The sequence below is a fragment of the Nocardia mikamii NBRC 108933 genome (genome assembly GCF_001613505.1).
Classification (GTDB): Bacteria; Actinomycetota; Actinomycetes; order Mycobacteriales; family Mycobacteriaceae; genus Nocardia; species Nocardia mikamii.
Window position 1 is genome coordinate 483,854 of record NZ_BDCM01000003.1, and the last position, 11,910, is coordinate 495,763.

The 11,910-nt window shown below is 68.2% G+C and carries 15 protein-coding genes and 1 riboswitch; of the genes, 7 read left to right on the plus strand and 8 right to left on the minus strand.

Going from position 1 to position 11,910, the window contains the following annotated elements; genetic code table 11:
• Positions 1-81 precede the first annotated feature (81 nt).
• Positions 82-903, minus strand: coding sequence for a crotonase/enoyl-CoA hydratase family protein (locus tag NMI01S_RS03785; RefSeq protein WP_062994552.1), 822 nt, complete (start codon positions 901-903; stop codon positions 82-84).
• 184 nt (positions 904-1,087) lie between these two features.
• On the opposite strand from NMI01S_RS03785, the gene NMI01S_RS03790 reads away from it, so the two are divergent.
• Together NMI01S_RS03790 and NMI01S_RS03795 are read left to right on the plus strand one after the other, a co-directional pair.
• On the plus strand, positions 1,088-1,552 hold the full coding sequence (locus NMI01S_RS03790) for a flavin reductase family protein (RefSeq protein ID WP_084512377.1): 465 nt from the start codon (positions 1,088-1,090) through the stop codon (positions 1,550-1,552).
• Positions 1,553-1,658: 106 nt separating this feature from the next.
• Positions 1,659-1,772: riboswitch (SAM riboswitch) on the plus strand.
• 47 nt (positions 1,773-1,819) lie between these two features.
• Positions 1,820-3,286: an aminotransferase class V-fold PLP-dependent enzyme gene (locus NMI01S_RS03795; protein ID WP_084512262.1), complete on the plus strand. Its 1,467-nt coding sequence runs from the start codon at positions 1,820-1,822 to the stop codon at positions 3,284-3,286.
• 16 nt (positions 3,287-3,302) lie between these two features.
• Here NMI01S_RS03795 and NMI01S_RS03800 read toward each other — a convergent pair whose 3' ends face one another.
• The 4 genes from NMI01S_RS03800 to NMI01S_RS03815 form a co-directional block, all read right to left on the minus strand.
• Positions 3,303-3,491, minus strand: a complete 189-nt coding sequence (locus tag NMI01S_RS03800; RefSeq protein ID WP_036497470.1) for a hypothetical protein — start codon at positions 3,489-3,491, stop codon at positions 3,303-3,305.
• A gap of 29 nt (positions 3,492-3,520) precedes the next feature.
• Complete coding sequence (locus NMI01S_RS03805) at positions 3,521-3,973, minus strand: DUF2752 domain-containing protein (RefSeq protein ID WP_062994554.1); 453 nt, start codon at positions 3,971-3,973, stop codon at positions 3,521-3,523.
• Positions 3,974-4,037: 64 nt separating this feature from the next.
• Positions 4,038-4,415 carry a glyoxalase superfamily protein gene (locus tag NMI01S_RS03810; RefSeq protein ID WP_062994555.1) on the minus strand — a complete coding sequence of 126 codons (378 nt, stop codon included), beginning with the start codon at positions 4,413-4,415 and terminating at the stop codon, positions 4,038-4,040.
• An 18-nt stretch (positions 4,416-4,433) separates the two neighbouring features.
• Positions 4,434-5,057 carry a TetR/AcrR family transcriptional regulator gene (locus tag NMI01S_RS03815; RefSeq protein ID WP_157126020.1) on the minus strand — a complete coding sequence of 208 codons (624 nt, stop codon included), beginning with the start codon at positions 5,055-5,057 and terminating at the stop codon, positions 4,434-4,436.
• Between the two features lie 99 nt (positions 5,058-5,156).
• Between NMI01S_RS03815 and NMI01S_RS03820 the strand changes: the two genes are divergently transcribed.
• Positions 5,157-5,945: an SDR family oxidoreductase gene (locus NMI01S_RS03820; RefSeq protein ID WP_062994557.1), complete on the plus strand. Its 789-nt coding sequence runs from the start codon at positions 5,157-5,159 to the stop codon at positions 5,943-5,945.
• 172 nt (positions 5,946-6,117) lie between these two features.
• Positions 6,118-6,633: a L,D-transpeptidase gene (locus NMI01S_RS03825; RefSeq protein ID WP_051024145.1), complete on the plus strand. Its 516-nt coding sequence runs from the start codon at positions 6,118-6,120 to the stop codon at positions 6,631-6,633.
• A gap of 34 nt (positions 6,634-6,667) precedes the next feature.
• Here NMI01S_RS03825 and NMI01S_RS03830 read toward each other — a convergent pair whose 3' ends face one another.
• Both NMI01S_RS03830 and NMI01S_RS03835 read right to left on the minus strand, forming a co-directional pair.
• The gene (locus tag NMI01S_RS03830) at positions 6,668-7,012 is read right to left on the minus strand and encodes a YrdB family protein (RefSeq protein ID WP_062994558.1); all 345 of its coding nucleotides are present in this window, start codon (positions 7,010-7,012) and stop codon (positions 6,668-6,670) included.
• Between the two features lie 270 nt (positions 7,013-7,282).
• Positions 7,283-7,645, minus strand: coding sequence for an ArsR/SmtB family transcription factor (locus NMI01S_RS03835; RefSeq protein WP_062962144.1), 363 nt, complete (start codon positions 7,643-7,645; stop codon positions 7,283-7,285).
• A gap of 94 nt (positions 7,646-7,739) precedes the next feature.
• On the opposite strand from NMI01S_RS03835, the gene NMI01S_RS03840 reads away from it, so the two are divergent.
• The 3 genes from NMI01S_RS03840 (at position 7,740) to NMI01S_RS03850 (ending at position 11,626) form a co-directional block, all read left to right on the plus strand.
• Positions 7,740-9,698, plus strand: coding sequence for a heavy metal translocating P-type ATPase (locus NMI01S_RS03840; protein WP_062994559.1), 1,959 nt, complete (start codon positions 7,740-7,742; stop codon positions 9,696-9,698).
• Positions 9,699-9,874: 176 nt separating this feature from the next.
• Positions 9,875-10,732 (plus strand): cyclopropane mycolic acid synthase family methyltransferase, encoded by an 858-nt coding sequence (locus NMI01S_RS03845; protein WP_062994560.1) that lies wholly within the window; start codon positions 9,875-9,877, stop codon positions 10,730-10,732.
• 42 nt (positions 10,733-10,774) lie between these two features.
• Positions 10,775-11,626: an alpha/beta fold hydrolase gene (locus tag NMI01S_RS03850; protein WP_062994561.1), complete on the plus strand. Its 852-nt coding sequence runs from the start codon at positions 10,775-10,777 to the stop codon at positions 11,624-11,626.
• A gap of 97 nt (positions 11,627-11,723) precedes the next feature.
• Here NMI01S_RS03850 and NMI01S_RS35260 read toward each other — a convergent pair whose 3' ends face one another.
• Positions 11,724-11,879 (minus strand): DUF6131 family protein, encoded by a 156-nt coding sequence (locus NMI01S_RS35260; protein ID WP_086006819.1) that lies wholly within the window; start codon positions 11,877-11,879, stop codon positions 11,724-11,726.
• Positions 11,880-11,910: the final 31 nt, after the last annotated feature.

Consider the following 11,910-nt stretch of genomic DNA (forward strand, 5'->3'; position numbering starts at 1 on the left):
GAGGGCGCTCGCGGGCGTATGCGTCCCGCGGGCGCCTTCGCCGATTCGGCGGCCCTTTTCGGCAGGGCGCCGGCTCGTGCGCTACTTGCCCTGGAAGTTCGGCTTGCGCTTCTCGAAGACGGCCTGAATCGCCTCGGTCAGATCCTCCGAGGGCAGGAAGGCCGCGTTCCATGCCGAGACGTAGCGCAGGCCGTCGGCCACCTTGCCGGCCTTGGGCTGATCCAGCACGTCCTTGATGCCCTGTACGACCAGCGGCGGATTCGCGGCGATCTCCTCCGCCAGCGTGTGCGCGGCGGCCAGAACCGCTTCCTGATCCGGGTAGACGTCGTTGATCAGGCCGATCTTCTCCGCACGGGCGGCGTCGATGTCCTTGCCGGTGTAGGCGAGTTCGCGCAGATGGCCCTCGCCGATGATGCCCGGCAGCCGGTGCAGCGATCCGATGTCGGCGACGATGGCGACCTTGGCCTCGCGCAGGCTGAAGCTGGCCTCCGCGCTGGCCAGGCGGATATCCGCGGCGGCGATGAGATCGAGTCCGCCACCCACGCACCACCCGGAGATCGCGGCGATCACGGGTTTGCGGCAGTCGGCGACCGCGGTCACCGACGCCTGCATGCGGCGGATCTCGTAGAGAAAATCGGTGCGCGGTGCGGCCAGGGCCTTCTCGCCCAGCAGCGGACCGAAGGTCGGGCTCATCGCGGGCAGATCGAGGCCGTAGGAGAAGTGCTTACCGGAACCGGTGAGCACGATCGCGCGGATCTCCGGGTCGGCGTCCAGCTCGCCGAAGATCAGCGGCAGCTCGCTCCAGAAATCCGGGCCCATGGCGTTGCCCTTGCCGGGCCCGGTCAGCGTCACTCGCGCGACGTGACCGGTGCGCTCGACGTCGAAAGCCTTCCAATCACTCATTCGTCCAGCGTATCGGGGCAGTTCGGCGGCGCCGGGACGGCGTCGGGATTGCGGGAGGGCGGGCACGACGTAGGTTGGAGGCGTGAGCAGTTCCCAGCGACCCGACGCCGAGCTGGCCGATCTCGACCCCGAGCATCTCGAACCCCGGCACGACGGCGTCACGGCAGCGCAGTACCGGGCGGCCATGCGCCACTATCCCGCGGGAGTGACGATCGTCACCCTGAGCCGGCCGGAACGCCCGGTGGGCTTCACCGCCACCTCATTCGCGTCGCTGTCGCTGGATCCGCCGCTGATCTCGTTCAACATCGCGCACACCTCCTCGTCCATCGACGCGATGAGTGAGGCCGATTCGGTCGTCGTGCACTTCCTCGGTGAACATCAACAGCATCTGGCACAACGGTTTTCGCGCGCCGCCGAACAGCGTTTCGCCGACCCGGAGTTGTGGTCGACGCTGGACACGGGCGAACCGGTGCTGCACGGCACTCCGATCTGGGTGCGGGCCACCGTGCATCGGTTGATTCCCATCGGCGACCACACTCTGGTGGTCGGATTGGTCACCCGGGTGCACGACGACACCGGTGGCGAGCCGATGCGCAACCCGCTGCTGTACTACAACGGCACCTATCACCGTCCGGCCGGATTGGACTGAGCCGCAATCCCTTTCACGCCCCTCGATTTCCGGGGCGGTCCGGTGCCACTGCTCGCTCGCGGCCGGTGCTTGACAATGCCGGGCCGGTTCTGCCACTCTCAGCTCAGGTCACGAGTACCAGCGTCAAGCCCCGGCTAGCTGGTCGGCAACCCTCCTCCGCGGTGGGGTGCTCCGGGTGACGACCCGGCCGATGCTCGACCGAGCACGGCAAGCGCGGACTCCGACCACCCTCCACATCCGGAGTCCCTGAACAAAGGGATACCCCCGATGCGTACTGCTGTCTCGACAATTGCCGCCGCTACCGCCGAAACCGTTGTCCCGGAACAGGTTTGCTCGCACCGAGGCTGCACCTCCCGCTCCGGCGCCTCCTGCACCTGCTCGGCGTCCGCCTGCGCCGGCCACGCCAGCCGTGCCTGCCGCACCGGTGCGCCGATCGCGCGCGTCTCCGGCTGCGATCTGCGAGTTCCGTTGATACAGGGCGGTTTCCGCACCTACGCCAACTTCGACTACGCCGCCAGCGCCCCCGCCCTGGCCCAGGTCACCGAGCGCGTGAACGAGCTGCTCCCCTACTACGCCAGCGTGCACCGCGGCGCCGGATACGCCTCCCGTATCAGCACCGATCGCTACGAGGCCGCGCGTGTTTCGGTCGCACGGGCGGTGAACTGCGCCGACGACCAGGTGGTGGTGTTCACCCGCAACACCACCGATTCGCTGAATCTGCTGGCCTGCTGCGTTCCCGGCGACACCGTGGTGCTCGATATCGAACACCACGCGAATTTCCTGCCCTGGACGCGCCGCGGCCGCCGGGTGGTTCCCGCCGCCGAGACGATCGCGGAGACGCTGCGGCGGATCGAGGCCGAGCTGTGCGCCGAACCCGCTGCGCTGCTTGCGGTTACGGGGGCGTCGAATGTGACCGGTGAGGTGCTGCCGCTGGCGGACCTGACCGCGATCGCGCATCGCCACGGTGCCCGCATCCTGGTCGATGCCGCGCAGCTGGCCCCGCATCGCCGAATCGACCTGCAGTCGTTCGCGGAATCCGGCGGAACCGGCATCGACTACCTGGCCTTCTCCGGGCACAAGTTGTACGCGCCCTTCGGCGCCGGGGTGCTGGTGGGCCGCCGGGACTGGCTGGACGCGGCGCCGCCGTATCTGGCCGGCGGCGGGGCGGTCACCGCCGTCACCACCGAGCAGGCGCACTGGGCGCCCGCGCCGCAGCGGCACGAGGCGGGATCACCGAACGTCTTGGGCGCGGCGGCCGTCGCGGCGGCCTGCGAAACGTTGTACGCCCTCGACGAACAGGCCGTGGTCGAGCACGAACACCATCTGATCCACCGCCTGCGCGACGGACTGAAAACCGTTGCGGGCCTTCGGCAACTGCGGATCTTCTCCGACAGCGCGGACAGTGTGGGCATCGTCGCGTTCACCGTCGACGGGTTCGAGCCCGGCCGGGTGGCGGCGTATCTGTCGGCCGAATTCGGCATCGGCGTGCGCGACGGGCGATTCTGCGCCCATCCTCTGCTGCGGCGGCTCGGTGTCGACGGCGCGGTGCGCGCGAGCATCGGTTTGGGCACGTCGGTCGCGGATGTGGATCGCCTGATCGAGGCGCTGAGCCGACTGGTTCGAGACGGAGCGTCGTGGACTTACACGTATGCCGGCGGTCAGTGGTCCCCGCTGCCGGAGACCCGGCCCGGCTTGACCGAGGCGGGGCAGGGCGCGGCACCCTGCACGATCTGATTCGGCACGATTCGATTCACGGCACGAGGTAGCGGGCGGCCAATTCTTCGATCAGCGGATCGCCGTCGGGAACGGAATCGATGGCCTCGAGGTCCTTCTCGATGGCGATCTGGCGCGGATCGTCCTGTTCGGCGTCGGGCGCGCCGTCCTCGTTCAATTGGCGCAGCATCTTCTCGCGAACCCGAGCCTTCAGTGAATCAGCGATTTCCTGGGTCATACTTCCAGCATGCCCGCCTAGACCGGGGCCAACCATGTACCCCACGGGGTGTTGCGGACCACGGTGAACGCCACGAGCGACCCGATCAACCACCATTGCGCCTGGCCACGAAGCGTGAACGGAAAGGCGGTGTCGGCTCTGCCGTGCCATCGGCCCAGGGCCCACCGTCCCCACCACAATGCGAGGGTGAGCAGCAGCGGAAGCACGAAGACATTGCTGTGCAGCGCGTCGAGCACCCGGCCTTCGGTGAGATTGTGCACAGCGCGCAATCCGCCGCATCCCGGGCACCACCATCCGGTCAGCGCGTAGAACGGACATATCCCGTACGCCCCCTGGCTGTGCGGATCGCGGAAGTGCAGCATCGTGGCCGCGGCGACCACCGCACCGGCCGCCAGCAGCGGCCCGCCCTGAGTACGCCATCCGGTGCGCGGCACCGACCGTTCGCCGGGCAGCTCGCGCGCGATATCCACAGTGTTCACGGTAATCGGCGGCACGGGTGAGCCGCCAGCCATCGCCACGGCGCCGGATGTGGGTTCAGGCCGGTTGCGCGAATCGCAGGATGTTGCCGAACGGGTCGGTCACGGCGAAACCCCGGCCGCCGGGGCCGTCGTCCGGCCGCCCGGGTTTGGCGAACCGGTATTCCGCCACGGCCAACTCGGATTGCCAGGCGTCGATATCGTCCACAGCGATCCACACCACCGATCCCGGCGTGCCGTCGCCGTAATGCTCACTGAGATGCAGCCGGGCCGCCGCACGTGAAACCTGCGTGTACAGCGGGAAATTCGCACCGAAACGATGCTCCCAGTCCACGGTGAAACCGAGGAAGTCCCGGTAGAACTCGTACGCCACGCCGACGTCGTAGATCCGCAATACCGGTATCGGGGCGGCGAATCCGATCGCGTCGCTGTGCATGGCCCGATCGTCACATATTCACCGGGCCCGCGTCGTGACCGACGCGGTGAGGGTGCCGGCGAGCATGTCGATGACCTGGTCCCAGGCCTCGCGGTCGTCGGCGGCGATCCGCCCCGCCTCGACGGCCCGTTCATGGTCGGCCAGCAGCGCGAACAGCACCGTGGTGAGGCTGCGCAGCCGGCGATGCCGCAGGCGCGGCGGCAGGTCCGTAAGGGCGCGGTCGAGCCCGCTCACGATCACTCGCACCGAGGTCCGTTCGGCGCTGTCGAGATTGGCCGCGTCCGATACCGCCGGATGGGTGCGGATCTGTTCGAGAAACCTTGCGTAATAGGATCTTTCGTCACGCGCTCCCAGTTCGAACATGGGGATGACCAGCGCGTCGAGCAGAGTGTGCACATCGTCGGCGGCCGCGGCCGGGCGCTGTGCCAGCAACTCCAGCCGGCGCACCTCCAGGGTCGCCAGCCGCTGCTGCACCACCGCCTCGACGAGTCCGTCGCGTGAGCCGAAGTGATACGGGATCGCCGAGTTGTTGCGCTGCCCGGCCGCGGCCGCGATATCGCGCAGCGGCACCAGATATCCCCGCTCGGCGATCAGCCGTTCCCCCGCCACCATCAACCGCTCCCGGGCACTCACTGCTTCCACCCTGAGCACGATACGTCCTACCAGGGAATTGAGCACTAGTCCTTGACAGTTAAGAGTTCATTCTTAACACTGCGAGGACCACAATCGAGAGGACTAGCGATGATCCTGGACAAATTCCGACTCGACGGCCGCGTCGCCGTCGTCACCGGTGCCGGCCGCGGCATCGGCGCCGCCACCGCCCTCGCCCTGGCCGAGGCGGGCGCCGATGTCGCGATCGCCGCCCGCACGCAGTCTCAGCTGGACGCGGTCGCCGAACAGATCCGCGCGACGGGCCGGCGCGCCCTCGCCGTGGCCTGCGATCTGTCGGATCTCGACGCCGTCACGGCACTGGCCGACGCCGCCGCCACCGAGTTCGGCCGCATCGACATCGTGGTCAACAATGTCGGTGGCACCATGCCGAACACCTTCCTGACCACCTCGCCGGAATTCCTCGAAGAGGCGTTCCGCTTCAACGTCTCCACCGCGCACGCCCTCACCCGCGCGGCGGTCCCGCACATGCTCGCCGGTGAGGGCGGCTCGGTGGTCAACATCTCCTCGATGATGGGCCGGGCGCCCGGGCGCGGCTTCCTCGCCTACGGCACGGCCAAGGCGGCGCTCGCGCACTGGACCCGGCTGGCCGCCGCGGATCTGTCGCCGCGGATCCGGGTCAACGGCATCGCGGTCGGCTCGGTGCTGACCTCCGCACTCGAGGTCGTGGCCCAGAATCCCGAGGTCAAGGCGAAGATGGAGGCCGATACGCCGTTGCATCGGCTGGGCGATCCCACCGATATCGCGGCCGGCATCGTCTACCTGTGCTCCCCCGCGGGCAGTTATCTCACCGGCAAGATTCTCGAGATCGACGGCGGTATCGCCGCACCCAACCTGGAACTCGGTCTGCCCGATTTGTGATAACAAGCCGGATTCTTCGGCACCATCGGGACCCGCGGCGGGTCACAATGATCAACTATGCACTGTGATCGAGCACACATCGATCGCCTACGGTGCCGTCCCAGCTTGTCGACGAATGTGCCCGCCGCCCGGCTCGGCCGGACAGCGGGCCGGGTAGAGAGGTCGGACGCATATGAACTGCACGAGCATCACCCGATGGACGATCCGAGCGGCGGCCGCGACCGCGATCGCGGCCGCCGGATTCGCTGTCACGGTGCCCGCGGGCGCCGATCCGGTGTGGCCCGGCGGCCCCGACATCCCCGGCGTTCCGCAACTCGTACCCTCCCCGCCCGGCCAGATCTCGGCTCCGTGTTCGGCCGCCGCACGCGCCTGCCTGCGCCTGTCGACCAATGAGGGCTGGCTGATGGACAACGGCCGCGTGGTCTACGGTCCGACCCCCATCTCGCACGGGCGGCCCGGGTACGAAACACCGCCCGGCACCTTCCATGTCGCGTTCAAGGAGCCGTACCACTGGAGCACCATGCACAACGCCGAAATGCGGTGGGCCGTCTTCTTCAACGGCGATATCGCCACCCATATCGGGCCCATCGAGGAGCAGTCCCACGGCTGCATCCGGATGACTCCCGAGGGCGCCAAGGCTTTCTACGACTACGTCAACCCGGGTGACGTCTTCGAAGTCGTGCCGTGAGCGTGGGCGCCGGCCCGGACTCCGGGCCGGCGCGCTACGAATTCAGGTGGCCCAGCTTGATCGCCAGCAGATTCGCGATCACGACGCCGGCGAAGACGACCGCCGCCACCCGACGGCCCAGGCCCCACAGCGCGGCCGCTGCGCCACCGAACACCACGACCTTGGTGATCACCGCGAGCAGCGGAATATCGAAACTCGCCTTCGGCGCCGCGAACATTCCCCACGCCACCGCGGCGGCCAGCGGGATGCCCAGCGCCAGAACCGCTTTCACCACGGTGCTGTCACCGGCGCGCCATCCCCACAGTCCCAGCACCGCCAGCGCGCCGAGTTCCACGGCGAACGCGACGGTCAGGTTGGCCCACTTCCACAGTTCCTGCATGACTGCCCTCTCATTTTCTGGAGAGCAGCGCTCTCTAATAAGAGCAGTGTGCGCGAGAAGTGGGGTGTTGTCAACAGGAACGGGGGGAGCGCGCACAAGGGCCGCGCTATCGACGCGATATCGGACGACCTGGGTCGATGACGTCCGCGAAGGTGGCCGGCACTTGCCGCCACCGCAGGCCGATTCCTGCCGGCGCAAACACATACGAAGACACCGCGAGCCGACTCGCCACAGGACCGAGAGGTCTACGAAAGGGCCTCGGAGGCGTCCTCAGCCGGCCGTTCGCGGTCGATCGGACAGGCCGAGTCGCAGATGCTCGCTGTGATACACCGCCTCGTCCAGCAATTGCGCGACATGTGTGTCGTAGAGGCTGTAGACGATGCTGCGCCCCGCGCGAGTTCCGGTGACGAGCCCGAGGTTGCGCAGCAGGCGGAGCTGATGGGAAACCGCGGACTGTTCCATCCCCACCGCCTCGGCGAGTTCGGAGACCGGCCGCGGCCCCTGGCGCAATTCGCTGAGGATCAGCAGCCGGCTCGGCGTGGCCAGGGCCTGCAGGGTGGTCGCCACATGCGCGGCGGACTCACTGTCCAGCCGGGCAATCGGCCGATCTCGGCCCTCGACCCCATGTCCCATAACCGTGGAGTTTAGCGGACCAGGTATACATGAAGACCTCTTCACGTGTTCTGTTATTCTCGGGTTGTCCGCTCCCGACCTTCGGAGGTTTCTCGTGTCCGCACCGGCCGCCACGCGACCCGCCGCGCTCACGGCGATACCGGCGCGGCGGACGCGGTTGTTCACGCTTCCCGAAATTCGTTGGGCCGCAGCGGCTCTCCTGCTCTTCGCGGCCGGCTCGGCGGCCCGGCTCCTGCACACACCTCCCGAGGTGTGGTGGTCGCTCTATCTGGCCTGCTATCTCACCGGCGGCTGGGAACCCGCCGTGGCCGGAGTGCGCGCCCTGCGCGAAAGGACGCTGGACGTCGACCTGCTGATGGTGGTGGCCGCGATCGGCGCCGCCGCGATCGGGCAGATCACCGACGGCGCACTGCTGATCGTCATCTTCGCCACCTCGGGCGCGCTGGAGGCGTTCGCGACCGCGCGCACCGAGGATTCGGTGCGCGGGCTGCTCGATCTGGCCCCCGACACCGCCACCCGGATCGACGACGGCGTCGAAACAACCGTCAGGGCAGCGGATCTGGAAGTGGGTGATGTGATCCTCGTCCGCCCCGGAGATCGCATCGCGGCCGACGGCGCGGTCGTGGCGGGCGCGAGCGAGGTCGACCAGGCAACCATCACCGGCGAGCCCATGCCGGTGGACAAAACTCCCGGTGACCAGGTGTTCGCCGGAACCTCGAACGGCACCGGCGTGCTGCGCGTGCGGGTCGTGCGCCGGGCCGAGGATTCGGTGGTGGCCCGGATCGCCGCGCTGGTCGAACAGGCCGGCCGGACCAAGGCGCGGGCACAGCTGTTCATCGAGAAGATCGAGCAGCGCTATTCGGTGGGCATGGTCGCGGTGACGCTCGCGGTGTTCGCCGTGCCGTTGATCTTCGGTGCGGCGCTGCGCGATTCGCTGCTTCGCGCCATGACGTTCATGATCGTCGCCTCACCGTGCGCGGTGGTGCTGTCCACCATGCCGCCCCTGCTCGCCGCGATCGCCAACGCCGGCCGGCACGGCGTGCTGGTGAAATCCGCGGTCGTGATGGAACGGCTGGGCAGCACCACTCGCGTGGCCTTCGACAAGACCGGCACGCTCACCCGCGGCGTCCCGGCACTCACCGATATCCGGGTGCTGCCCGGTTGCCCGAGCACGGCCGAGGAGGTCCTGCGCTGGGCGGCGGGCGCGGAATACTCGAGCGAGCACCCGCTGGCCACCGCGGTCGTCCGCGCCTGTCATGAACGCGGACTCGCGCTGCCGCCCGTCGACCACTTCAGCGCGCAACCCGGTCGCGGAGTCACCGCCACCGTGGACGGTCACGTCATCGAGGTGGGATCGCCTGCCGCACTGCTGAATTCGGCTGACACCGACGCCGCGGCGGTCGTGGCCGAGATCCAAGCCGCGGGGCACACCGCTGTGATCGTGCGGCGCGAGCGCCGGCCGATCGCGATCGCCGGCATCACCGATCAGGCACGTCCCGAAGCGGCCGATTCCGTCGCCGCGCTCACCGAAATCACCGGAGCCACACCGGTTCTGCTCACCGGCGACAATCTCGCCGCGGCCCGGCAGCTCGCCGGCCGGCTCGGGCTCACCGATGTCCGGGCGGAGCTGCTGCCGGAAGGTAAGGTCGCCGCGATCGAAGAACTGGAAGCCGCGGGCGACCGGGTCACGGCGGTGGGCGACGGCATCAACGACGCACCCGCGCTCGCCGCCGCGCACGCCGGAATCGCTATGGGCGGCAACGGATCCGACCTCACGCTGCACACCGCCGACGCGGTCGTCATCCGCGACGACCTGACCACCGTCCCCGCGGTCATCGCTCTGTCGCGCCGCGCGCGCCGCACCGTGATCGCCAATCTGATCATCGCCGCGACCTTCATCGCCGTCCTGACCACCTGGGATCTCGTCGGCCACCTTCCGCTACCACTGGGCGTGGCCGGTCACGAGGGTTCCACGGTCATCGTCGGGCTCAACGGTCTGCGCCTGCTTCGGCGCCGCGCGTGGGAGAGCGGGACGGCGCGCGGGAACGACTGACGGTTTCGGCGGCCACATGCCCGGACCTCGGCCGATCCGCCGATCGCGCCCCTCCGCGATGGCGAGAGGTGCATACTGGTCGAACGCGCACGGTGCGGCGGCCGGGGCGAACCCACCGCCGGGGTACCTCTTATCAGAGACAGGACGTTTCCCGAAACCGACCACCAGAGGTCACCATGACCGATCTGTCACCGTTCTACGCCGACGTGCAGGCCCACTACGACCTGTCCGACGATTTCTTCGCCCTCTTCCTGGATCCCACGCGCACCTACAGTTGCGCGTACTTCCGCGAACCGGACCTCACCCTGGAACAGGCACAGCTCGCCAAGATCGACCTGTCGCTCGGCAAATGCGATCTGCATCCGGGGATGACCCTGCTCGACATCGGCTGCGGCTGGGGTTCGACCATGCTGCGCGCCGTCGAGAAATACGACGTGCGTGTGATCGGCCTGACGCTGAGCCACAACCAGTACGAACACGTGAAAGAGCTGCTGGACCGGCTGCCGCCCGGCACCGGCGAGGTGCATCTGCGCGGGTGGGAGGAATTCGACCATCCGGTCGACCGGATCGTCTCGATCGGAGCCTTCGAGCATTTCCGGCGCGAACGCTACGACGCGTTCTTCGACCGCTGTCATCGGCTGCTGCCCCCGGACGGCCGCATGATGCTGCACACCATCATCGGCTTCCACCGCCACCAACTCCGCGAGATGGGCATCCCCCTCACCCACGAATATCTGGCGTTCAGCAAGTTCGTCCTCGACGAGATCTTCCCCGGCGGGCAACTTCCGCAGCCGCAGTGGATCGGCGAATACGCCGGGCGGGCCGGCTTCACCCTGCACGACGTCCAATCGTTGCAGCCGCACTACGCCCACACCCTCGACCTCTGGGCCCAGGCCCTCCGCGACCACCGGCCCGAAGCCGTCGCCCTGACCTCCCCCACCGTCTACGATCGCTACATCCGCTACCTGACCGGCTGCGCCGACCTCTTCCGCGACGGCTACATCGACGTCCGCCAGCACGTCCTGCTGGCGTGACGGCTCCCGCCACAGAACTGAAACCTGTTCTAGTGTGGCGGCATGGATGTGAGTTACGAGGGGACCGCGCGGGAGATCTCGACGGACAAGGGCGTGCTGCGATACCACGAGGCCGGGGAGGGTCCGCCGCTGTTGCTGCTGCACGGCTCCGGGATCGGCGTCAGCGGGTGGCGGAACTACCGAGGCAATCTCGGCGCGTTCGCGGACAGGTTCCACTGCTACGTGCTGGAGTTCCCGGGATTCGGAGTGAGCGATCCCGTCGACGGGCATCCCGTGCTGACCGCCGGGTCGTCTGTCGTCCGATTCATGGATGCGCTGGGCATCGAATCCGCCGCGATGATCGGCAACTCGATGGGCGGGGTGGTCGGCGTCAACGTGGCGATGAAACACCCTGCGCGCGTGCGCAAATTGGTCACCATCGGCGGGGTGGGCCCCAACATCTTCAGCCAGAACCCGAGCGAGGGCACGCGACTGCTGCAGGAATTCGCCGACGCACCGAGTCGCGAGAAACTGGTGCGCTGGCTGGAATGCATGGTCTACGACCGCGCCCTGATCACCGAGGAACGGATCGAGGAGCGCTGGGAAACCGCGAAGGACCCGGACTCGCACCAGACGCTCGCGGCGATGTACGGCTCCCGGGCGTTCGCCGCGCAACAGCAGATGATGGCCGCCTCCGGCGTGCCGCCGTACTGGTCCATGCTGGGTACCGTGCAGTGCCCCACCCTGCTGACCTGGGGTCGCGACGACCGGCAGTGCCCACCCGACATGCCGATGATTCCGATGCGCCTGATTCCCAACGCCGAACTGCACATCTTCCCGAACTGCGGACACTGGGTGATGATCGAGGCCAAGGAGGCGTTCGAGCGGATCACCACGGAGTTCCTGTTGCGCTGACATCCCGCGACATATGCGCGACCGCCCCGGAAATCGGATTCCGGGGCGGTCGCGTTGTCACGCCGCTGCCGCGCGCAGCCCGCGGCGGCCGAGTGCGTCAGTAGTAGTGCGCACGGCCGGCCACCGGGCGGCCCAGCGCTCCCAACAGAGCCAGCGCCGCCCCCACGACCAGCGCGATGATGCCCAGAGTCCACAGGATCGGAATCCCGAGCAGGAACCCGAGAACCAGAAGGACAACCCCGAGAGTGATCACAGCAATCTCCTCACTTTCGCTCACCTCGCAC